Source organism: Sedimentibacter acidaminivorans, assembly GCF_017873955.1.
In the GTDB taxonomy this organism is placed as follows: domain Bacteria; phylum Bacillota; class Clostridia; order Tissierellales; family Sedimentibacteraceae; genus Sedimentibacter; species Sedimentibacter acidaminivorans.
The window spans coordinates 187,372-211,726 of sequence record NZ_JAGGKS010000001.1 but is presented as its reverse complement, the minus strand read 5'-3'; the positions used below and the strand labels follow the sequence as shown (position 1 = coordinate 211,726).

21 protein-coding genes and 2 riboswitches are annotated in these 24,355 nt (G+C 31.8%); of the genes, 20 read left to right on the top strand and 1 reads right to left on the bottom strand.

Annotated elements, in window-relative coordinates:
• The first annotated feature begins 14 nt into the window (after positions 1 to 14).
• From J2Z76_RS01000 to J2Z76_RS00980, 5 genes are all read left to right on the top strand, one after another.
• A complete protein-coding gene (locus tag J2Z76_RS01000; protein WP_209510117.1) occupies positions 15 to 950 on the top strand; it encodes an S-layer homology domain-containing protein in 936 nt (311 codons plus the stop codon).
• 184 nt (positions 951 to 1,134) lie between these two features.
• Complete coding sequence (gene yedE, locus J2Z76_RS00995; RefSeq protein ID WP_209510116.1) at positions 1,135 to 2,235, top strand: YedE family putative selenium transporter; 1,101 nt, start codon at positions 1,135 to 1,137, stop codon at positions 2,233 to 2,235.
• A gap of 12 nt (positions 2,236 to 2,247) precedes the next feature.
• On the top strand, positions 2,248 to 2,457 hold the full coding sequence (locus J2Z76_RS00990; protein WP_209510115.1) for a sulfurtransferase TusA family protein: 210 nt from the start codon (positions 2,248 to 2,250) through the stop codon (positions 2,455 to 2,457).
• Positions 2,454 to 2,693 carry a putative Se/S carrier protein gene (locus tag J2Z76_RS00985; protein WP_209510114.1) on the top strand — a complete coding sequence of 80 codons (240 nt, stop codon included), beginning with the start codon at positions 2,454 to 2,456 and terminating at the stop codon, positions 2,691 to 2,693. Before J2Z76_RS00990 ends, J2Z76_RS00985 begins: the two co-directional genes overlap by 4 nt.
• Before the next feature lie 173 nt (positions 2,694 to 2,866).
• Entirely contained in the window at positions 2,867 to 3,355 is a 489-nt protein-coding gene (locus J2Z76_RS00980) for a COG2426 family protein (protein WP_209510113.1), read from the top strand.
• A 37-nt stretch (positions 3,356 to 3,392) separates the two neighbouring features.
• Here J2Z76_RS00980 and J2Z76_RS00975 read toward each other — a convergent pair whose 3' ends face one another.
• The gene (locus J2Z76_RS00975; protein ID WP_209510112.1) at positions 3,393 to 3,734 is read right to left on the bottom strand and encodes a carboxymuconolactone decarboxylase family protein; all 342 of its coding nucleotides are present in this window, start codon (positions 3,732 to 3,734) and stop codon (positions 3,393 to 3,395) included.
• 236 nt (positions 3,735 to 3,970) lie between these two features.
• Here J2Z76_RS00975 and J2Z76_RS00970 point away from each other — a divergent pair, with 236 nt between their 5' ends.
• The 15 genes from J2Z76_RS00970 to J2Z76_RS00900 all read left to right on the top strand — a co-directional run bounded on the left by J2Z76_RS00970 (position 3,971) and on the right by J2Z76_RS00900 (position 24,353).
• Entirely contained in the window at positions 3,971 to 4,885 is a 915-nt protein-coding gene (locus tag J2Z76_RS00970; RefSeq protein WP_209510111.1) for an NYN domain-containing protein, read from the top strand.
• A gap of 30 nt (positions 4,886 to 4,915) precedes the next feature.
• Positions 4,916 to 5,740: a MerR family transcriptional regulator gene (locus J2Z76_RS00965; protein ID WP_209510110.1), complete on the top strand. Its 825-nt coding sequence runs from the start codon at positions 4,916 to 4,918 to the stop codon at positions 5,738 to 5,740.
• Positions 5,741 to 5,852: 112 nt separating this feature from the next.
• Positions 5,853 to 7,271 carry a YfcC family protein gene (locus J2Z76_RS00960; protein WP_245210257.1) on the top strand — a complete coding sequence of 473 codons (1,419 nt, stop codon included), beginning with the start codon at positions 5,853 to 5,855 and terminating at the stop codon, positions 7,269 to 7,271.
• Between the two features lie 21 nt (positions 7,272 to 7,292).
• A complete protein-coding gene (locus J2Z76_RS00955; RefSeq protein WP_209510109.1) occupies positions 7,293 to 8,468 on the top strand; it encodes a M20 metallopeptidase family protein in 1,176 nt (391 codons plus the stop codon).
• Between the two features lie 355 nt (positions 8,469 to 8,823).
• Positions 8,824 to 10,182, top strand: coding sequence for an MATE family efflux transporter (locus J2Z76_RS00950; RefSeq protein WP_209510108.1), 1,359 nt, complete (start codon positions 8,824 to 8,826; stop codon positions 10,180 to 10,182).
• A 133-nt stretch (positions 10,183 to 10,315) separates the two neighbouring features.
• The gene (locus tag J2Z76_RS00945; RefSeq protein ID WP_209510107.1) at positions 10,316 to 15,130 is read left to right on the top strand and encodes an S-layer homology domain-containing protein; all 4,815 of its coding nucleotides are present in this window, start codon (positions 10,316 to 10,318) and stop codon (positions 15,128 to 15,130) included.
• Between the two features lie 278 nt (positions 15,131 to 15,408).
• Entirely contained in the window at positions 15,409 to 16,080 is a 672-nt protein-coding gene (locus J2Z76_RS00940; RefSeq protein WP_209510106.1) for a GntR family transcriptional regulator, read from the top strand.
• A gap of 109 nt (positions 16,081 to 16,189) precedes the next feature.
• Complete coding sequence (locus tag J2Z76_RS00935; RefSeq protein WP_209510105.1) at positions 16,190 to 16,978, top strand: carbon-nitrogen family hydrolase; 789 nt, start codon at positions 16,190 to 16,192, stop codon at positions 16,976 to 16,978.
• Between the two features lie 10 nt (positions 16,979 to 16,988).
• Entirely contained in the window at positions 16,989 to 17,681 is a 693-nt protein-coding gene (locus J2Z76_RS00930; RefSeq protein WP_245210256.1) for a DUF2848 family protein, read from the top strand.
• Positions 17,682 to 18,722: a TRAP transporter substrate-binding protein gene (locus J2Z76_RS00925; RefSeq protein ID WP_209510103.1), complete on the top strand. Its 1,041-nt coding sequence runs from the start codon at positions 17,682 to 17,684 to the stop codon at positions 18,720 to 18,722.
• A gap of 79 nt (positions 18,723 to 18,801) precedes the next feature.
• A complete protein-coding gene (locus J2Z76_RS00920; RefSeq protein WP_209510102.1) occupies positions 18,802 to 19,296 on the top strand; it encodes a TRAP transporter small permease in 495 nt (164 codons plus the stop codon).
• Positions 19,297 to 19,302: 6 nt separating this feature from the next.
• Positions 19,303 to 20,571 carry a TRAP transporter large permease gene (locus J2Z76_RS00915; RefSeq protein ID WP_209510101.1) on the top strand — a complete coding sequence of 423 codons (1,269 nt, stop codon included), beginning with the start codon at positions 19,303 to 19,305 and terminating at the stop codon, positions 20,569 to 20,571.
• A gap of 398 nt (positions 20,572 to 20,969) precedes the next feature.
• A riboswitch (SAM riboswitch) is annotated at positions 20,970 to 21,075 on the top strand.
• 185 nt (positions 21,076 to 21,260) lie between these two features.
• Positions 21,261 to 21,365, top strand: a riboswitch (SAM riboswitch).
• 76 nt (positions 21,366 to 21,441) lie between these two features.
• Positions 21,442 to 22,641 (top strand): M20 family metallopeptidase, encoded by a 1,200-nt coding sequence (locus tag J2Z76_RS00910; RefSeq protein WP_209510100.1) that lies wholly within the window; start codon positions 21,442 to 21,444, stop codon positions 22,639 to 22,641.
• A 4-nt stretch (positions 22,642 to 22,645) separates the two neighbouring features.
• Positions 22,646 to 23,680 carry a methionine ABC transporter ATP-binding protein gene (locus J2Z76_RS00905; RefSeq protein WP_209510099.1) on the top strand — a complete coding sequence of 345 codons (1,035 nt, stop codon included), beginning with the start codon at positions 22,646 to 22,648 and terminating at the stop codon, positions 23,678 to 23,680.
• On the top strand, positions 23,673 to 24,353 hold the full coding sequence (locus J2Z76_RS00900) for a methionine ABC transporter permease (RefSeq protein ID WP_209510098.1): 681 nt from the start codon (positions 23,673 to 23,675) through the stop codon (positions 24,351 to 24,353). The genes J2Z76_RS00905 and J2Z76_RS00900 overlap by 8 nt, the downstream gene beginning before the upstream one ends.
• Positions 24,354 to 24,355 lie beyond the last annotated feature (2 nt).

Here is a 24,355-nt window from a genome sequence, read left to right as displayed (position 1 = left end):
GAGGGAGGAATGTTATGATGAAATATAAAAAAATAATAGTTATGTTAGTTTTTATGATTGCATTTATGGCTTTTGACGGTTTAGTTTTTGCTCAAACAATTACTGAAGGTTCGGAAAGCATTGAAGTAGATCTATATGGTGATGATATATCTGTAGCTGGTAAGCTAAAAGAGATTAACGAAGATATAACTATTGTAGTATATAGAAATAGCGACAATGCAAAGTACTATATAGACCAGGGTAAGACAAATGAAAATGGAGAGTATAGTTTTCAATTTGGTTTGCCAAATGGGTCATATAAAGCAGTAGTAACCTGTGGTTCGCAAAAATATACTACTAGTGATATAGTAATCAACAAAAAATCCGGCGGTGGTGGAGGAAGTAGTAAAAAAGGACCTGATGTAGCTAGCCTAGATAATTCATTAGTGTTTACTGACATTACTGGTCATTGGGCAGAAGATAATATAAAAAAAATAATTGCTTCCGGTTCTATAAATGGTTATCCAGATGGAACTTTCAAGCCTGATAATAATATTACAAGAGCAGAATTTATTACAGTTTTAGTTAAAGCTTTTAATATGAAATCTACTTCGGAAGGTAAATTTGAAGATGCTAGAAATCATTGGGCTAAAGATTTTATTAATTCTGCATTAGATAATAAGATTATACAGGGATATAGTGATAGTTTGTTTGGTCCAAATGAATTAATTACAAGAGAGCAAATGGCAGTAATGGTAGTAAATGCATTAAAGTTAGAGGTTAAAGAGTATGAAATTTCATTTGATGATAAAGATCAAATATCAGATTGGGCAATAAAATATGTTGCAACATCGGTGAATGAAAAACTATTAGTAGGATATCCAGATAATACGTTTAGACCTAAATCAAGTGCGACAAGAGCTGAAGCAGTAACAGTTATATTGAATGCATTAAATAGTATAAGTAATTAAAAAAGCACCCTTCGGGGTGTTTTTATTTTTACGTAAAGAACTTTGGTGAATGATTTTTTTACAAATTATGACGTAGTAACATTATGAATATTTGTTATAATATTTACATTTTTAGAAACTTTTTTCTATTTTACATTTATATGTTTGTGAAATATAATACAATTAAAAAGACATGGAGGGTGTAATGGAAAAAGAAAAGACATTATCAGAAGAAAAACTATCTTTTTTTGAAAGTAAAAAAGGTATTGTTTTCACCGGCGCAGTAGTTGGAATCATAGCAATAATATTAGTAGCTCTAGGAAACCCCAAAAACATGGGCTTTTGCATCGCGTGCTTCGAAAGAGATATAGCAGGAGCTTTAGGATTACATAGAGCAGCAGTAGTTCAGTACATAAGACCAGAAATAATCGGATTAATAATTGGAGCTTTTATTACAGCTTTGGCAGGTAAAGAGTTTCAATCAAAGGGAGGATCATCACCAGTTACTAGATTTTTTCTAGGTATTGCTGTAATGATAGGAGCATTAATGTTCTTAGGTTGCCCTCTTAGAATGGTATTGAGAATAGGCGGGGGAGATTTAAATGCAATTGTTGGGTTAGTAGGATTTGCAGCAGGAATAGTTATAGGAATTGTATTTTTAAATAAAGGTTTTACTCTCAAAAGAAATTATAAAACTTCATCATTTGATGGATATGTAATGCCTATTGCGGGAATTGGGTTATTTATACTACTAATTGCAGCACCAGCTTTCATATTATTTAGTACGGAAGGTCCAGGAAGTCAGCATGCACCAATTTTAATAGCTTTAGTATGTGGCTTAATAGTAGGAGCTTTAGCTCAGAAAACTAGACTTTGCATGGTTGGCGGATTGAGAGATCAAATAATGTTTAATCAAAGCTATTTATTGCTTGGTTTTGTTGCGATTATAGTTGTTACAGCTATTGGTAATATTGCTTTAGGTAGTTTCAAAGTTGGATTTGCTGAACAACCTATTGCTCATGCTGACGGCCTTTGGAATTTTTTAGGAATGTTATTGGTTGGATGGGGTTCTGTACTATTAGGGGGTTGCCCGTTAAGACAGCTTATACTTTCGGGAGAAGGAAACTCAGATTCAGCAGTGACAGTATTAGGAATGATAGTTGGAGCAGCAATTGCACATAATTTTGCTCTTGCTTCAAGTGGAAAAGGACCTACAGCAAATGGTCAAATTGCTGTTATAATTTGTTTTGTATTTTTAATAGTTCTCTCAGTTGTAAATTCAGATTTGGTTAAAAAAAATAATTAAAGAGGTGAAAATATGAGAATAGATACATGTGGGACTTCGTGTCCTCAACCAGTTCTTATGACTAAAAAAGCTTTAGATAATAATCCAAGTTCTGATGAAATTGAAGTATTAACTGATAATAACACTTCAAAGACTAATGTAAAAAAATATCTTTTAAGTAATGGATTCAATGTTAAGATTGAAGAAAAAGATGATGCTTTTGTTGTTAGAGGAATAAAATGAAATATACTATAGTTTTTCATACTCAATCTGGTGCGTTAAAATTCGATTATAAAATGAGAAAATTAAATATATATTGCTCATTACAGCCTGTTCCTAGAAAACTAAGTTCAAGCTGTGGAATCTGTGCTAAATTGAATTACGATGAAAATCTAGAAACACTAATAGAACCGGAAATTGAGAGGATTTACGAAGAAATTTCCAACAACAAATATGAGATGGTATATGAGAATGAATAATAAATAAAGGGGTGTACCTTTGAATAAAAGGTTCATCCCTTTATATCTTTAATCGAATCTAAACTGTAACCTTCCGTTGATTTGCTTTTATTTGACTAGACAAAATAATAAAGTTCATGCTATAATTTCTTGTATGAAAAATAAGAAGAATTAAGCAAATTGAGGAAAATAATATGCCAGAATTTTTAATAGATTTTTTAGCTCTGCTTTCTAATGAATTTAAAGTAATATTTACTGCAGCAATACCAATTATAGAAGTTAAAGGAGCAATACCTATTGGAATTGCATTAGGAATGACACCGTTACATGCGACATTTCTTGCGTTCTTAGGAAGTATGATTCCAGTACCGCTAATATTATTTACAATTAGACCTATATTCAATTATTTAAAGAAAACAAAAACATTTAAAAAGATGATAAATAAATTAATACATAAATCAATGAATAAAAGTGGAAATGTAAAAAAGTATGGTTACTTTGGACTTTTTATATTTGTGGCAATTCCATTGCCAGGTACTGGAGTATGGACCGGTAGTCTTATTGCATCACTACTTGACCTCAGATTTAAATATGCATTTCCAACAATATTAATTGGTAACTTAATAGCATCAATAATAATTATGTCATTAAGCTTTGGGATGTTTAATTTATTTGGGTGGTAGATATAATCCACCGAACCATCGTTTGCGGAAGAAATAATTATTTTCCTTGATCAATAATCTCTCTGAATATAAGCAGACCACGCATCATCTTTGGAAATCCTGATGTCGGTGCTACTAATAGCAATGTGTGTTCTATTTCTTCCTTTGTACAGCCACATTTTAAGGCTTTGAGTATATGTGTTCTTAATGAATATTCATTTTGGCAGTCTGTAGACAGTGCTATTTTAATAAGCCAACGTGTTTTTTCATCTAATGGTCCACCCTTTTCATGTACCAACCTTCCGAAGGTTTCATAGGAATCATAGATTTCACCGTGATTTTCGATAAAGTACTTAAGATTTTTTTCAATTACATCTGAATTTTCAATATATTCATCCATGGTATCTCCAACTTTCGTTTAGTATATATTTTTTTAATAGTATACCCTAAAAATTCATTAAATAAACATAGAAATATAATCGTACAGTATATGATAATTAGAAAGACGAACAAACATTGAGATTATTAATTCTTTATGCTATAATGTGAGTACAAATATATCATTGTTTCACCTTAATTAATAATTTTTTTATAAAAACCACACATAATAATAGATAAACGGAAAGGGAGTTAGATATGGTTGATGAAAAACGTTTTGCAGTATTAATTGATGCTGATAATGTATCGGCAAAATATATAAAATACATATTAGATGAAATAAGTAATTATGGTATTACAACATATAAAAGAATATATGGTGATTGGACTAAAACTAATACATCATCATGGAAAGATGTTTTGTTGGAGAATTCTGTAACACCTATACAACAATATGGCTATACGGTAGGTAAAAATGCTACAGATTCTGCAATGATTATAGATGCTATGGATATACTTTATTCTGGAAATGTAGAAGGATTTTGTATAGTTTCAAGCGATAGTGATTTTACTAAATTGTCTTCAAGATTGCGTGAATCTGGTATGATCGTTGTAGGAATGGGAGAAAAGAAAACACCAAAACCATTTATTGCATCTTGTAACCAATTTAAATATCTTGATGTTCTCGCAGAAACTGAGAATAAAAGCTTAGCGCAGGAAAAAGATAAAATCACAGTTAATTTAAACAAAGAATACATAAAAACACAAGAAACTAATCAAGAAAATGAAGTTGAATTCGAAGGCAATAATAAGTGGAATAGGAATAGTAATGTGCAAGATAAAAACGATAATGTAAAGAATATGACTGATTTAAATACTATCAAAATGGCAGTTTATAAGATGGTTAATGAAATTGATGCAGATGATCAAAGTATGAGTATGGGAGAAGTTGGAAATAGATTGGCAAGAAGATATCCTGATTTTGATGTAAGAAACTATGGAGATACTAAACTGTCAAAATTTTTAAAGAAATTTGATTTTCTTGATATCCATACAAAGGGAAAAGAAGGAACAGCAATGTGGGTTTCCATAAAACAAAACTCATCTCAACAATTAGATACAAAAACTTTAAATATTCAAAAAAAGAGAAAAAGAAATTATAAAAAGAAATAAATAAAATAAAGTTATTTCTTGGGGGCATGTATGAAAGAAAAATATCTTGTTAGTGAAATAGCTAAATATTTTGGAGTTACAAATGATACCATAAGATACTATGATAAACTAGGAATTATATCACCTAAGAAAGATAAGAATAACAATTATAGATATTATAGCAGAGGTGACATAATTTGTTTTTCATATGTTTTTAAATTGAAAAACATAGAGTTACCATTAAAAGATATAAATACAATGTTAAATGATAGTTCTTTAAAATATGCTGCAAGCGTAATAGAAGACCACGAGCAAAGAATTGATGATAAAATAAAAAAATTACAGCAGCTAAAAAGTGTTATAAACGATTATAGAAAGTGCTTTAATAATGCCATTGAAAACATTAACGTTATAAAATTATCAGAAAATCCTAATATAATCTACAGAGAAATTGAAGAACCAAATGGTTCAGTAATAGAAAATATGTCCTATTTTCAAAATTTGACTATGATGCATGTACCTTTGTTTACTTTTTGTATAGATAAAGAGCTGTTTTTATCAGATATGTTTTATAATAATGTTAAAGAAAGCAGAAAATATTATAAATATGCATTAAGCTTAAAAGATGAAGAAGAGTTAATTTCAAAAGAAGATTTTCCTCATAAAGATTTTAATATAATTAAACCAAAAAAATGGTTGACCTCAGTAGTGAAATTTTATACAAATAAGGATTACAGCGCCATACTTAAAATAAGAGAATATGTTGAACAAAAACGTATGGAAATAGACGGTCCTGTATTGCTTAGAGCTATTTCATTCAAAAATAATATTTATAATAATTGTGATTATTATGAAGTATATATACCAATAAAATAAAAAAAATACAAAATAAACTATTGACATTGGAGCAACTCAATAGTTTATTGTTATGTTATGGACGTTTAGAGCGCTCGAGAAAACGTTGTATAAAAATGATAGGAGGACATTTATGAAAAGAAAAGTAATACAAGAAAGAAAAAGAGAATTTCCACATGTTTTTGTTATTTTATTGGCTATAATAGTAATTGTTTGCATACTTACGTATATAGTACCTGCAGGACAGTATCAAAGGGTATTAGACGATGTATCAAATCGAATGGTAATTGATCCAGATTCATTTGCTTATATGGATAGTACGCCTGTAAACCCTTTTAAAATGTTCGTAGCTTTGATAGAAGGTTTGATACAAGCTTCTAACATAACATTTTTGATTTTTTCAGCTTTTTCATGTTTGTATCTTATTGAGCAAACAGGTGCTTTAGATGCAAGTATAGCTTTAATGGTTAGGAAAACTCAAGCTAAACCAAAATATGCAACAGCTATATTGATTATGATAATGATTGTATTATCTGCATGGGCATCCACGGGAACGATGTCGTATGAGGAAATTATAGCATTTATACCTGTTTTTTTAGCACTTAGTCTAGCTCTAGGGTATGATGCATTGGTTGCTCTTGGAATTTCATTGCTACCTGTTGGTGTAGGATTTTCATCAGCGACTGTTAACCCTTTTAGTGTAGGAGTAGCTCAAACGATTGCAGAATTACCTCTTTTTTCAGGAATAGGATATAGGATATTAGTATTAGTTGTTATGACTACAGTTACTATTGTTTATGTATTAACATATGCGAAAAAAATCCAGAAAGATCCTTCAAAAAGCATAGTAGCTGGTTTAGATTACTCTGATGTTGAAATAGATGAAGAAAGAATGCAGACACCATTTACAAAAGAACGAAAAATTTCAATATGTATATTATTTATAGGTATAGGAATTATGGCATTCGGTTTAATAAAACTTAAATGGTATATAAATGAAATTGCCGCAATATTCATCATAGTTTCCATATTAGTAGGAATTGTTAATAAGTGGAATGCTAACAAAATTACTAATACACTTGTTGCTGGATTGTCAAAAGGTGTTGTATCAGCCTTAGTAGTTGGAGTTGCACGAGGTATATTAGTTGTTTTAACAAAAGGAAACATAATAGATACTATTATACATTCTGCTGCAAGCGCGTTAGAAAGTTTATCATTATATGCAAGTTCCGTAGGTATGTTAGTATTGCAAAATTTAATAAATTTCCTTATACCATCTGCATCAGGTCAAGCAGCAGCAACAATGCCAATCATGATTCCAATAGCAGATTTAATAGGAATAAATAGACAAATAGCAGTATTGATTTTTCAATTTGGGGATGGATTTTCAAATATCTTTTGGCCTACAGGTTTTGTGCTTATAGCATGTACTATGGCAAAAGTGCCTATTAATAAATATTATAAATGGATTATACCATATTTTATAATTTGCTTTATCTTACAAATTGTATTTATATTTGGAGCAATTGCAATGAATTACGGACCATTTTAGAAATTGTTAGGAGTGAAATAATTGAATCAGATATTTCAAGAAATAGATAATATAAAAGAAAAACTTATTTCATACAGAAGATATATTCACAAACATCCTGAAGTAGGTTTTGAAACTAAGAATACTGAAAAATATATAACAGAATTTTTAAATAGCAAAAAAATAGAAATAATTCCTTCAAATGTAGGGGTAATTGGAATTATAAGAGGCAATAATACAAGAGAAATAATTGCCCTGAGAGCTGATATTGATGCACTTAATTTAGATGAATTAAATGAAGTTGAATATAAATCACAAAATCTTGGTAAAATGCATGCTTGTGGCCATGATGGACACACTGCAATGTTAATGGGTGCATCGGAAGTATTAATTAATAATAGAGATAAATTAAAATATGATATTTTACTTATATTTCAACCAGCTGAAGAAGGTCCTGATTTAGGTGGTGCAAGAATAATGCTCAAAGATTTAGAAACTAATGGACTTTTATCTAAAATTAAATATATTTACGGGCAACATATTACTACAGAATATGAACTTGGTAGCATTCCCATAAAATATGGAAGTCTAACAGCTTCAACGGATGAATTTACAATTGAAATCGTAGGAAAAGGAGGACATGCAGGAATTCCACAAGAAGCGGTTGATGCAATATCAATTTCATCAAAATTTATTAACGAAATGGAAAGCTTTATTTCAAGAAAAATAGATCCATTTGATCCTGTTATTTTTTCAATAGGAACTATAAATGGGGGTTCAGCTAAAAATATAATAGCAGAAAAAGTTTCATTAAGTGGTACTATTAGATGTCAATCTGAAAAAAGCAGAAAATACGTATTAGAAAGTGTTGAAAAGGTTCTAAAAGGTATATGTTTGTACACCGGGGCATCTTATAAATTAGATATATTGCATGGATTGCCAGTATTAGTAAGTGATGATGCAGTAATGGATATTGTTAAAGGTATTGCTATAAATGTAGTTGGTGAAAATAATGTAACAGAATCCAAAAAATCAAGCATGGGAGCAGAAGATTTTGCATACTTTGCTCAAAAAATCCCATCAGCTTTTGTTTGGATAGGAGCAAGAAATGAAAAAAAAGGATTTGTAAATTTGATGCATAATCCAAAATTTGATTTTGATGAAGATGCTTTGTTAATTGGAGTTAGGATGTTTTGTAGCTTTGCTTTACAAGGGTAATATAATTTAAAATAAATGTCGTATTTAAAAGATCTATTATCTATAGTACAATAGAAATAGGTCTTTTTCTTATCTTTAAATATCCGATATATTTGAATTTAATTTATATATCAAATGAAAGTGTGATTTTATGATTTTATTATTAAAATAATCTAATAAAATGAGAAGATATAAAGTTCCTATATTATGTAAAAAAACCTTGACAAATATTGGTTATATAATGTAGCATGATTTTAATTGGTCAGAAGAGCAAAGCACCTTCAAAATATCTTCTGTAGTTGCATTAGCTCCACTGATACATTTTTAGATGGTATTAATTTAATGAAAAAAACAAATTTGCATAAGGGGAGTCTGTATGAATTTCAAAAACAATCAAGATACAATTTTGAATGGAAATATATACAAAGCTATTTTATTAATATCATTTCCAATTATATTCAATAATCTAATTCAAACACTATATAACTTGGTTGATGGATTCTGGATAAGCAAAATTGGTTCTTTGGAATTTGCTGCAACAACTTTTGTATGGCCAGTAAATTTTTTATTTATTTCAATTGGTATGGGTATTTCGATTGCAGGAACTGCAATTTTATCTCAGCTGTTAGGTGCGGATGAAAAGGATGATGCAAATAAATATGCAAGTCAACTAATTATGTTATGTATAGCAACCGGTACTATATTAATGTTATTTGGAGTTGTATTTAGTAGAATAATAGTTAAAATTATGGGTGTTGAAGGTAAAATGCTTTACTATGGTACATTATATCTTAGACTTACTTTTTTAGATTTGCCATTTATGTTTTATTTTTTCATATTTAATGCAATTATGAATTCCCAAGGAAATTCTGTGGTTCCGACAGTATTAAGCGGGATAAGTGCTGTTATAAATGCTATATTAGATCCTATTTTAATATTTAATTTTAATATGGGTGTAAGTGGAGCTGCTATTGCAACAATCATAGCGAAAGTGTTATTAGCATTGGCTTGTGGAATTTATTTACTAAAAGGAAAATCAATAATACAACCAAATTTCAAAAAATTTAAATTTAATAAGCAAATTATAGAAAAAAGTCTAAAAATCGCAATCCCTTCAGCTATTGGCCAGTCAGGTTCAGCAATAGGGTTTATTTTTTTGAATACATTTATAGTTTCTTATGGAACTTCAACTATGGCAGCTTACGGAATGGTTAATAGGATTACAGCATTAATTAGTCAGCCTGCATTGGGGATAAGTACAGCAATTATATCTATAGTTGGACAAAATTTTGGTGCTAGAAATTATAAACGTGCTACAGACAGCTTTAAAAAATCGATTTTATTGACTTCAGCCATTGGAATTATTGGATGTGTGTTTCTAATATGGCAAAGAGTACGCATTATCAATTTTTTCATGCAATCAAAAGATTCTATAGATGTTATAAATCAGGGTATTACTTATCTTGTGTATATATCATTTTCAATGCCTCTAATGGGCATATTTAGCAGTTTTCAGGGATTGTTTCAAGGGTCAGGACAAACTAAATATGCTATGGCAATGGAGATCTCAAGATTATGGTTTGTAAGATTGCCCATGATATTATTCTTTAAATACTTTACTTCATTTGGTTCAGAGGCAATATGGTTTTCTATGAGTTTTAGTAATTTAATTATATGTATATATGGTTATATAATATATAAAAAAAGAAACTGGATGAATAATTTAATAAGATAATACTATTGACTTATGTTTAATTCTATATTGAAATACAATGCTAAATAAACTTAAGTGAATAGTATTTAATTGTATCTAAAACAAATAATTTACATGTGGTTTGACAATATTAAATATACAAGGAGGATTTAGAATGAAGAAAAAAGTAATAAAAATAACAATAACACTTTTACTGATTAACGCAATGTTTGGCGGTATAATTCCAGGGACGGGGGTTGGATTACAAGTAGTATATGCAGATGCTGTGTACAATACAAATCTTGTATTAAATGGAAGTTTTGCAAATCAATCTGATAATTGGATACTTGAAGACCCTAACGGGATACTGGTATTTGATACTTCGGAAAATTTGTTCACAGACCTTAGTCCTGATGAAACCGATATTCAACATTATGTGATGGACTTTTATCCAGGTGCTGCATCGTCAGCAATAGCTTATCAAATTATAGATGTAAGTAACCTAGCATCGGATATAGCTAACGGAGAGGTTAACGTTAATCTATCTGGATATTCAAGTAAATATATGTCGGCCTCAACAAATAAGATAGTGTTAGAATTTTTAGATGAAAGTGGTAATTTGTTGTCAGGAGAAACATATGAAACTGTTGGTAATAAATCAGATGAAGATGATAGCTGGCAAAAATTATCAATTGATTGTACATCAATCAATGCTCAAACGAGAAAGATCAAAGTTAAATTGGAAGCAACAATAGCTAATACAGCAGAGGTTAGTTCAGATTGTATTCAGTATGATGGAATTGATTTAAAATTGACATATGTGGCAGCACCAACAGTAACAGATGGAAATATTTCAATAAGTGGTGCATCAGGAACTGGTGGCGCATACATAATAGGAGATACTGTTACAGCTACTTGGGACGATACAGGAGCAGGTGACAATAATAGTGATATAAGTTCTGTTACAGTTGATTTTTCAGCATTTGGAGGAGGAGCTGCCGTTTCAGCTTCTAATAGTTCAGATACATGGACAGCAACATATACTATTACTAGTGGAGCTGTGGATGCAACTAATCTAAATGTTATTGTAACAGCCACCAATGATTCTGGAAATGCTAGGACAACTTCAGATACAACAAATGCCACTGTGGATAGCATAGCACCAACGGTAACAGATGGAAATATTTCGATAAGTGGTGCAACAGGGACAGGTGGTGTATATATAATAGGAGATACTGTTACTGCTACTTGGGACGATACAGGAGCAGGTGACAATAATAGCGATATAAGTAATGTTACAGTTGACTTTTCAGCATTCGGAGGAGGAACTGCCGTTTCGGCTTCTAACAGTTCAGATACATGGACAGCGACATATACAATAGTTTCGGGATCTATGGATGGTACAAACAAAAATGTTTCAGTAACAGCAACCGACAATGCTGGAAATACTAGGACAACTTCGGATACAACTAATGCTACTGTTGATAGCGTAGCACCAATAGTAACAGATGGAAACATTTCAATAAGTGGTGCAACAGGGACGGGTGGCGCATATAAAATAGGAGATACTGTTACAGCTACTTGGGACGATACAGGAGCAGGTGACAATAATAGTGATATAAGTTCTGTTACAGTTGATTTTTCAGCATTTGGAGGAGGAGCTGCCGTTTCAGCTTCTAACAGTTCAGATACATGGACAGCGACATATACTATTACTAGTGGAGCTGTGGATGCAACTAATCTAAATGTTATTGTAACAGCAACCGATAATGCTGGAAATTCCATGACAACTTCAGATACTACCAATGCTACTGTGGATAGCGTAGCACCAACAGTAACAGATGGAAACATTTCAATAAGTGGTGCATCAGGAACAGGAGGCGCATACATAATAGGAGATACTGTTACTGCTACTTGGGACGATACAGGAGCAGGTGACAATAATAGTGATATAAGTTCTGTTACAGTTGATTTTTCAGCATTTGGAGGAGGAGCTGCCGTTTCAGCTTCTAATAGTTCAGATGCATGGACAGCGACATATACAATTACTAGTGGAGCTGTGGATGCAACTAATCTAAATGTTATTGTAACAGTAACCGATAATGCTGGAAATTCCATGACAACTTCAGATACTACCAATGCTACTGTGGATAGCGTAGCACCAACAGTAACAGATGGAAACATTTCAATAAGTGGTGCATCGGGAACTGGAGGCGCATACATAATAGGAGATACTGTTACAGCTACTTGGGACGATACAGGAGCAGGTGACAATAATAGCGATATAAGTAATGTTATAGTTGACTTTTCAGCATTTGGAGGAGGAGCTGCCGTTTCAGCTTCTAACAGTTCAGATACATGGACAGCGACATATACAATAGTTTCGGGATCTATGGAGGGTACAAACAAAAATGTTTCAGTAACTGTAACTGACAATGCTGGAAATAGTACTACTGCAGCTGACTCTTCTAATTCTACCATAGATAACCAATCACCTAGTGCACCTTCAAGACCAGATTTATCTGCATCGAGTGATACTGGTATTTCCGACACAGACAATATTACATATGATACTACACCAACAATCATAGGAACTGCCGAAGCGGGAAGCACGGTGAAATTAAGCTCATCATTAGACGGACTTGTTGGTACGGTCTCAGCGGACGGAAGCGGTAACTGGAGTTTAGCTACATCAACATTAACAAATGGAACTCATAATATTACAGCTACTGCTGCCGATGCAGCTGGTAATATTAGTTCCGAATCTACAGGGTTATCTATAAAAGTAGACTCATTAGATCCCACAGTTATTCTTTCTGACAATGAAGAGGATAATATAGTTAAAGCAGGAGATATTGTAACATTATCAGCTGCTTTTAATGAGGTTATGTCGGACGTTCCTACAATAAATATTTCAAATGGTGACGTAACAAACATTGGCATGACTGATAGTGGAGATAAAACTAATTGGACTTATTCATGGATTGTACCTGATGTGGACGGTAATGCATATGTAACAGTAACTGGAAAAGATATTGCGGGAAATGATTACACTGGGATTGATAATTTAACATTTATAATAGAAAATACTGTACCTAGTTTAGACAATAATGCTAATCTTTCTGGTCTTTCCCTAAGCAGTGGAACTTTATCACCAGAATTTAATTCTACAAATATTAACTATACAGTCAATGTTTCAAATGATGTTACAAGTATTACAGTAACACCGATTACGGTAGTTAGCTCGTCAGCAATTAAAGTTAATAATGTTCCAGTAGTTAACGGACAATCCTCTGGAGCAATAAACATAAGCGTTGGTACAAATACAATTGTTGTGGAGGTTACTGCAGAAGATGGTATTACATCAAAAACGACTACGATAAATGTAAAAAGAGCGGATTCAATATCTAATGATGCCGACTTGTCTGGAGTTTCCATAAGTAGTGGAACTTTGTCTCCAGAATTTAATGCTGCAATTATTAACTATACAGCCAATGTATCACAAAGTACAACAAGTGTTACAATAACGCCAACGGCAATAGTCAGTTCATCAGCAATTAAAGTTAATAATATTCTGGTAATTAGCGGACAATCATCTGAAGCAATAAACTTAAATGTTGGTACAAATACCATTTTAGTGGAAGTTACTTCAGAAGATGGAATTGCAACTAAAACAATTACAATAAATGTAACAAGAGCATCTGCTTCATCATCGAAGTCAACTACAAAACCAAAAAATACCAATGTGCTTGTGAACGGCGTTGCAATTAACGCAGGAATTAGTGAGATATATAAAGATAAAAGTGGAAGAACAATCACTACATTTATAGTCGATAACAATATAATTAAAAATAAGTTGGAAGAAGAAGGTACGGGAGCTATAGTTACCATTCCAGCAAGTTCTAAATCAGATATCATCATTGGCCAACTTAACGGGCAAACTATAAAGGATATGGAAGCATCGGATGCAATACTTGAAGTGAAAACAGATAATGTTTCATATTCGCTTCCTGCATCGCAAATTGATATTGACAGTGTATCAAAGCTCATGTTGGCAAAAATCGATTTAAAGGATATCAAAGTTAATGTTAGTATATCGAATCCAACTCAAGATAAAGTAAATATTGTTGAGGATACGGCAAATAAAAACCATTATCAAATTGTAGTAAAACCAGTTCAATTTGAAATAACATGTGTTAGTGGTGATAAAACAATAGAAGTATCTAAATTCAAAGGGTATGTTGAAAGAACAATAGCAATACCAGATGGTATTGATCCATCAAAGATTACTACAGGCGTTGTGCTAAATCATGATGGAACATTCACTCATGTACCAACATCAATCATTGAAATTAATGGCAAATATTGTGCAAAAATTAACAGTTTAACAAATAGTATTTATACATTAATTTACAGTCCAACAAAATTTTTAGATATGGATGGTCATTGGGCGGAAGAGGATGTAAATGATATGGGTTCAAGATTGGTTGTTAGTGGAGTTAATGGAGAGATATTCAATCCTAATAGCGATATTACAAGAGCTGAATTTGCAACAATATTAGTAAGAGGACTAGGTCTCATGAGCTCTGAAACAAATGAAATAGTATTCCAAGATGTTAATAAAATAGACTGGTACTATAACTCAGTTAGTATTGCTTATGAATATGGAATTGTTACAGGTACGGGTGACAAAAACTTTAATCCTAACAATAAAATGACAAGAGAAGAAGCAATGGTTATGATTGCACGTGCTATGGAAGTTACTAAGAAGATAAATATGACGTTAGATTCAGAGAAAATAGAAAATCTGTTAGGAAACTATACAGATAGTTGTGAACTATCTAGCTGGGCGAAGGATTCGGCAGCATTCTGTATAGATAATGACATAATTACAGGCAATAACAGCAAGCTTTCAGCAAAAGAAAATATTACAAGGGCTGAAACTGCTACGGTTGTAAGAAGGTTATTGAAAAAAGCAGGTTTGATTTAAAATAAATAATTATTAACTAAAAGCTTTATGTCTATTATGGCATAAAGTTTTTATATTTAAAGATTTTGTGATAGCAGACTAAAGAAACAATCTTTGAATTAAAAAATTACATATTTAGATAAACTAGACAAAATTACAAAATATATGCTATAATCCAGTATATAAGGAGTTAATTTTCTTGTTATTAGACATTTTAACTTTTTAAAAATACATATTGACATTTAGTTCATGTAATACTAGTATATTAAATGCAATTAAATTGAAAAGGGTGATATGGATTGATAGAAAAACAGCAGTCATATAAATTTAAAGTATATGAAAAAATAAAAGAAGATATAATCACTGGTGTAATTCACCAGGGAGAAATATTAAATGAAAGAAAACTATCAGAGGAGTTAGGGATAAGTAGGACACCTATAAGAGAGGCACTACAACTTTTGAACCGTGATGGATGGGTTTTGATAGAAACATACAAAGGAGCAGTTGTTAGAACCTTTGATATGGAATATGTAGAAAAAGTATTAAAAGTTAGAAAATCTCTTGAAATTCTAGCGGTAGAAGATGCCACTAACAATGCTGCTGAAGCAGATTTAAAATATTTGAATAGTATTTTAGATAAACAAGAAAAGTCAATTATAGATTATAATCCTACAGATTTCATGATTCTTGATAGACAATTTCATGAAAAAATTTATGAATTGAGCAAAAATGAAATATTGATTAGTTTATTAGGAAACATCAACGATATAATTAGATTTTTTGGAATAAAAGCTTTAAGAGAGCCAGAAAGAAACAAGAGTACATTACAAGAACATAGAAATGTATTAAATTCAATGATTAAAAAAGATATTAATTCTGCAAAACAAGATATGGAATACCATATGAAACAGACAAGTGCCAACATATATAATCATAATTCTAAAAAAAATAATATAGTGGGAAAACATTAATTACAAATTCCTTGACAAATTGATATAAATGTGCTATAAATAATTGTATTGTATTTGGTATACCATATACCAAATACAGAATACCAATCAATATTTTATGGAGGCAAATATGAAAGTTAGCGTAGTTCAAATGGATATGTTACTTGCTGAGCCTGAATATAATTTCAAGCACGCTGAAGAATTAATCAGAAAAGCAGCAAAGGACAAGCCCGATGTAATTACATTGCCAGAGACATGGAATACAGGATTTTTTCCAAAAGAAAACTTAGAAAAACTAAGTGATAAAAATGGAGAAAAGGTTAAAGCTGTATTTGGATCATTAGCAAAGGAATTGAATGTAAATATTGTAGCAGGTTCTGTTGCAAATTCAAAAGATGGTAAGATTTACAACACTTCCTTTACATTTAACAGATCTGGAGAATGTATTGCAGAATATGATAAAACTCATTTATTTACTAATATGGGTGAGGAAAAATATTTTGAATGGGGAAAAAACGTTGTTACATTTGAAATTGATGGTGTAAAATGTGGAATAATAATTTGTTATGATATTAGATTCCTTGAACTTGTGAGAACATTATCATTACAGGGAATTGAGGTATTGTTTGTAGTGTCTCAATGGCCAGATAGAAGATTAAAACATTGGCAAATTTTAAATATGGCTAGAGCTATTGAAAATCAAATGTTTGTAGTATGTACCAATTCATGTGGAACAGCTAATGAAACTAAATATGCAGGACATTCTGCAATTATAGACCCATTTGGTGAAATAATAGCAGAAGGAAACGATAGTGAAGTTATACTTAATGGAGAAATAGATTTAAATATTATCAAAAACATTAGAGATACCATAAATGTTTATAGAGATAGAAACCCTAAATTATACAAGATCAACTAGGAGGATGACATTGAGTACTATAAAGTTTAATTTAAATACAATTGATGGAAGCAAAGTCGTAGAAGTAAAATATGACAATCTCTTTGCAATTGGATATGCTGGAAGAAATATAGAAAAAACAATGGAGCATATCAAGGAATTAGAAGAACAATTAGGTGTACCAGCACCAAAGAAAATACCAACAATATTCCAATGCTCAAATATCATATTAACACAAGATAGTGATATACATGCTGTTGGATATAAAACATGCGGGGAAGTAGAATACATAATAATACTTTCCGAAGGTAATACTTATATAGGCATAGGTAGCGACCATACAGACAGAGAGTTAGAAAGCGTTAGCGTTCCAAAATCAAAACAAGTATGCCCTAAACCAATAGGATACGACATGTGGCCATATGAAGAAGTAAAAGACCACTGGGATGAAATAAAACTTATATCATATCAAACAGTTGGTGGCAAAGAGATTATGTATCAAAATGGTTCATTAGCAGATATACTTCCAGTAGAAGCAATCTTAAAAGAGATGAATGAAAGAGTTGGAAATGTACAAAACAGTGTAATATATTCTGGAACAGTTCCAGTAGTAGATGGATTTAAATATGGAAGCAATTTTAGATGTGAAATGGTAGACAATAAGTTAAATAGAAAATTAGAGTTAAATTACAATATTATCGCCATAAGCGAGGAGGAAAGATAAATGAAAAAAGTAATTAGTTTAGTATTAGTATTAGCAATGATGGCTACGGTTTTAGTAGGTTGTGGAGAGAAACAAGCTCCTACAGATAATGCAGGTTCAGAAACTCCAGCAACACCAGAAAAAGCAATAGAAATTAAAATTGCTACAGTAGGAAATGAAGATCACCAATCAACAATTGCAGCACAGTTATTCAAAGATGAAGTAGAAAAAGTATCAAATGGCAAAGTAACAGCTACAATTTTCCCTAATGGTTCATTAGGTGGAGAAAGAGAAGCAGCTGAGGGAGTAAAATTAGGAACTATTCAAATGACAGTAGTTACATCTGATGGTGCTTTACCAGCATGGGTTCCAGATATTCAAGTATTATCTATACCATATTTATTTGCTAATAAAGAAGAAGCATATGATATACTTGACAATACTTTACAACAAGAATTAGCTCCACAATTTGAAGCACAAGGATTTAAACACTTAGGATTTGTTGAGTTAGGATTTAGACATTTTACAAACAATGTAAAAGAAGTTAAATCAGCAGCTGACATGCAAGGATTAAGCATAAGAGTTCAAGAAGCACCAATATGGTTTGCATTAATAGAAAAATTAGGAGCAACAGCAACTCCAGTTCCATTCAATGAATTATATACTGCATTACAACAAGGTATGGTTGATGGACAAGAAAATCCTATAACATCAATAGCAACTTCAAAATTCAATGAAGTTCAAAAATATTTAACACTTGATGGTCACACGTATGCAGCAGAAAGTATCATAATGAATAAAGATTACTATGATGGATTATCAGATGAAGTAAAAGGATATATTGATGCAGCAGTTGCAGTAGCTATACCTGGACAAAGAGAAGCTGTATCAGCTAAAGAAGAAGAATATTTACAACAATTAAAAGATTCTGGAATGGTAGTTACAGAAGCGGATTTAGACAGCTTCGTTAAAGCAACAGAAGGATTATATAAATTAGATGAAGTTAAAAAATTAGTTGATTCTTCATTAGTTGAATTGATTATGAATAAATTAGGAAAATAATAGTTTAAAGTTTGTAAGTTATTATAGGATGCGATATAGAATTATCGCATCCTAAGATTCAGTACGAGGAGGACTTCAATTGAAAACAGCTAATATGATAGTAGACGGTATATTGAAGATAGTTATGGCATTGACATCTTTGTTATTATTTATTGTTACTTTTCTTCAAGTAGTCTCAAGATTTATATTTAAAACCCCTTTAGCATGGAGTCAAGATGTTATTAGATTATGTTTTGTGTATTTGGTTTTTTGGGGTGCGGCATATTGTATAAAAGAAAAGGCTCATCTAAATGTTGATGTATTTTTAACTGCATTAAAACCTAAAATGAGAAAAATCGTTGAAATAATTATTAATGTAGTATTGCTTTTATTCTTTGTTTTTATAATATATTTTGGTTTTAACTTTATGCAGACTGGTTCAACTCAAAATGCTCCATACTTACCTATTCCAATGTCTATTTATTATTTAAGCGTCCCAACAAGTGCAGCATTTATGTTTTATTTTATGCTACAGCAAGTATTTGGACAAATTAAAACATTTAATGAAGTAGATAGCAATAGTGAAGGGAGGTAATTTGAGATGACGATGATATTATTTTTATTTTTAGCATTTATTATAGGTACTCCAATTGCTTTTTCTTTAGGACTAGTATCCCTAGGAGGAGTAGTAATAAGTGGATTCCCTCCAATGGTAGTAATACAAAGAATGTTTACAGGTGCTGATAGTATAGCACTTATAGCAATTCCATTATTTATGTTTGCAGGAGAATTAATGTTTCAAGGCGGTATGTCAAAGAGACTGGTTAACTTTGCAGATACATTGATAGGACACTTCCCAAGTGGACTTGCCATGGTTAGTATACTAGCATGTATGTTCTTTGCAGCAATTACAGGATCTGCAATTGCAGCTACAGCAGCAATAGGCGGTATTATGATTCCTTTAATGAAAGAAAAAGGATATGAAAATACATTTAGTGCACCACTGTTAGCTTGTGGAGGTTCTATAGGTCCGATTATTCCACCAAGTATTCCATTGCTTTTATATGGAGTTATGGCTAATGTAAGTGTTGGTAAATTATTCATAGGTGGTTTTGTTCCAGGTGTATTAATGGGATTAGGACTAATGATTTACAGTTATTATGTGGGCAAGAAGCGTAATTACAAAGGAAGAGAAACAAAAGCTCCTACAGGAGAAATATTAAAATCAGCCAAAGATGCATTCCTTGCACTTTTAATGCCAGTTATAATAATTGGCGGAATCATGAGTGGAAAATTTACAGCTACTGAATCAGGAGCTATTGCAGTTTTCTATGCTATAGTAGTAGGAATGTTTGTATATAGAGAATTAAAGTTGGAAAATATGTTCCAAGTACTTGTCAACTGCGCGAAATCCACAGGACAAGTATTGATAGTTGTTGCATTTGCATCATTATTTACATGGATTATAACAGTAAATCAAATACCACAACAAATCAGTGCATATTTAAGTTCAGCAATTTCAAGTAAGATAATGTTACTTCTTGTTATAAATATAATTTTACTTATAGCAGGAACTTTCATAGATACAACAAGTGCACTTGTAATATTCGCACCATTATTTATACCATTAGTTACAGCATTTGATGTTGATTTAATCCATTTTGGTTTAATAATGGCAGTAAACCTAACAATAGGAATGTGTACACCACCACTTGGTGTTTGCTTATTCGTTTCAGGTTCAATTGCAAAAGTGTCACTAAAAGAACAAATGCGAGATTTGTTACCAATGGTAGGAATATTAATAGCAATTTTATTAATTATTACTTATATTCCACAAACCGTGTTGTTCTTACCAAATTTATTGGATTAATAATAAGCTAATTCCTTTACAATAAAATATAGTAAGATTTAAAAAATCACTCGATAATTATAAAACGGGTGATTTTTTAATTTAATAAAACTATAATTGTAAAATTGAAAGTCATGGAATTGAATTAAAAAAACAAATAGAAGCGGTTTCTTCAACTATAATAACATCTTTGTCTAGTTCATCGAGTATATCAAACAAGCTATTTTCTATCACAGTTTCATCATCCTATTTTAGTATTTTGTTTGTTACTCAAAAAAGAAAATTTGATAAGAGAATAAAGGATACAGATAGAAATATTTCTATAATAATGGTATTTTGTGAAAAACAATAAAAATTTTAAAAAAATGATTGACATGTATTAAGATTTGTATTATCATAAGAAAAAATTAATATTAAAAAGCTTATAAAGAGATGCGGAGGGACTGGCCCAATGAAGCACAGCAACCGGAATGTTAAAATTCGAGGTGCTAAATCCTGCAAACCAATTGGTTTGAGAGATAAGAAAATGAAATGGTTATTTAATGCCTGTATTCTTATCTGGAATGCAGGCTTTTTTATATACTAGGAAAGTTCTCCCCCTAGTATATAAAAAACGAGGATTGCAAAGGACGTGACGTACTTGCCGTTAAGGGAGGTGAATACCTTATTAATTTTTTAGATTGAAGTTTTTAACGAAAATTAAATATTTATTCTTATCAAGAGATGTGGAGGGACTGGCCCAATGAAGCACGGCAACCTGAATATAAAATTCGAGGTGCTAAATCCAGCAAACCAAAAGGTTTGAAAGATAAGAAAGTGTTATATGTATTTAACCTACTTTCTTATTTTATATGAAAGTAGGTTTTTTTATTAATTCTAGGAGGAGATATTATGATAGGTATTAGAGATTTAATTGATAGGGTAGTTGACGGTAAGGTGGAAATTTACAAGGGTATATCATTACAGATTCATGATAATCCCGAGGTAAGCAATTATGAATTCTTTGCAAGTAAAATATTATCTGAGCAATTGATTAAGGAGGGTTTTGATGTTAAGTTGGATGTTGCAGGACACCGTACTGGGTTTGATGCAAGATATAAGAGTAGAAAACCCGGCCCAACTGTAGTGTTTTATGCAGAGTACGATGCACTTCCTGGCGCTGGTCATGCATGTGGTCATAATCTATTTGGTGCTACTTCATCCTTGGCAGCAGTTGCACTTAAAAAAATAATCGATGAGGTGGGAGGTGAGGTTAGAGTATACGGAACCCCTGGTGAAGAAGGCGGTGAAAATGGAAGCGCAAAAGGGAGCTTTGTAAGGGAAGGATTCTTTGATGATGTGGATATTGCCTTAGGCGTCCACCCAGGATATGAACATGGTTTGACTAATAAAACTTTAGCTAATGATCCGGTAGATGTAGAGTTCTTTGGAAAGGCCTCTCACGCTTCAGGAGCACCTGAAAAGGGAATTAATGCTTTAGATGCCATCATACAGGTTTATAATGCAAGCAACGCATTGAGACAGCATTTAACAGATGATGTAAGGATTCAGGGGGTAATTACTAATGGTGGTGCAGCAGCAAATGTTGTTCCTGATTATGCAAGTGCTAGATTCTATCTTAGAGCAAAATCTAGACCTATTTTAAATGATTTATACAATAAGTTTGAAAACATAGTTAAAGGTGCAGCGCTTCAAACAGGAGCAGAATACAAATTTGGTTTGTTTCAAAATAGCGTTGATAATGTTGTACCAACTCCTTTATTCGATGAGGTATATGAAAAGCATTTAAATAGATACGGAGAGTTTATATCCAGGGACAAGATTAAAAAAGGTATGGGCTCAACTGATGTTGGAAATATAAGTCAAGTTATTCCAACCATTCATCCAAATATCAAAATAGCCAATGAATACATTGCAGGTCACAGTGTGGAATTTAGAGAAGCTTCAAGGAGTGAGTTAGGGTTAAACTCTATAGGGTTAGGAGCTAAGGTTCTTGCTAACACAGCACTAGATATTATTTTGGATCCTCACTTACTTGAAAGGATTAAAAAGCAACATGAACAAAATGTAAAAAATCAGAACAAGGAGTGATTAAATGATTCAACTAATAGATGTTTCGAAAACATTCATATCAGACAATGTCTCTGTGCATGCAGTGAAGGATGTTAATTTAACTATAGACCAATCTGAGATATTTGGAGTGATAGGATTTAGCGGTGCAGGTAAAAGCACCCTGGTCAGATGCATAAATCTTTTAGAGAGACCTACAAAGGGGCAAGTATTGATAGATGGCGTTGACCTTCTTCAACTAAAGGAAAGAGATCTGAGATTGCATCGTCAAAAAATAGGAATGATATTTCAACAGTTTAATTTACTTGCTTCCAGAACAGTATTTGAAAATGTAGCATTTCCTTTAAAACATAGAGGAATCAGCAAAGATAAAATTAAAGAAAAGGTATTATCTTTGTTAGATTTAGTAGGAATTTCAGATAAACTCTGTTCCTATCCATCACAGCTGTCAGGAGGACAAAAACAAAGAGTTGCCATAGCTAGAGCATTAGCTAGCGATCCTAGCATTTTATTATGTGATGAAGCTACCTCGGCATTGGACCCTCAAACTACCAAGTCAATTTTGAAACTGCTTAAGGATGTAAATCGAAAGCTGGGCATCACAATTGTGATTATCACCCATGAAATGAGCGTTATAAAAGAAATATGTCATCGAGTTGCAGTTATGGAGAATGGCAATGTTGTGGAGTTAAATGATGTAATATCAACTTTCTCTAATCCTCAAGCAAGTATTACAAAGGACTTTATCAATAGTACATCCACTCTATCACGTATAGACGAATTGATTCAGGAGAAATCAGATATTGTAAAACTTAATCAAGGAGAAAGAATTTGGAGACTGGATTTTTACGGCTCTGAAACCAAGGAGCCGATTATAGCTTATATTTCTAATAAATATAATATAAGTCCAAGTATTATATTTGCAAACGTAGAGGTTGTTTCAGATACAGTGCTTGGATCCATAATTGTTCTTGTAACTGTATCCGACCAGATTGAGAAGGATGTAATACAATATCTTAATGATAAACAAATAAAAGTAGAGGTGATTAAATATGCTTGATTTATTGGAAAAATATACTCCAAACCTGCTTGATTATTCTGATGAATTTGTTAAGAGTATCAGTGAAACACTGCAGATGCTTTTTTTATCAGGAACATATTCTTTCATAGTAGGTCTGTTTTTAGGAACTTTGTTGGTGGTCACAAGAAAAGGAAATATTCTTGAAAACAGAGCTGTTCATAGAATACTTGATGGTGTGGTTAATTTATTTAGATCTATTCCATTTGTAATATTAATTACCGCCTTAATTCCATTGACAAAGCTTATTGTTGGAACCTTTATTGGAGTAAAGGGAACAATCTTTCCTCTTGTGGTAGGATGTACACCATTCTTTATAAGGCAGGTAGATATGGCGCTTTCAGATATTGATAATGGGTTGATAGAAGCAGCTCAGTCTATGGGGCTTTCTCCATTGGGAATTATTTTTAGGGTTTATCTCAAAGAGAGTATCCCCGCTCTGGCACGTTCAACCACTATTACAACTATTAGTTTATTGGGGTTAACAGCCATGGGTGGTGCAGTAGGAGGTGGTGGACTTGGATCCTTTGTAATTAGATATGGTCATAATAGATTTTATCAGGATATAACTTATGTTTCAGTTATTGTAATCTTAATTTTTGTTACAATAATTCAATTTATAGGCAACATCATAATAAAAAAAACATCACATTAAAA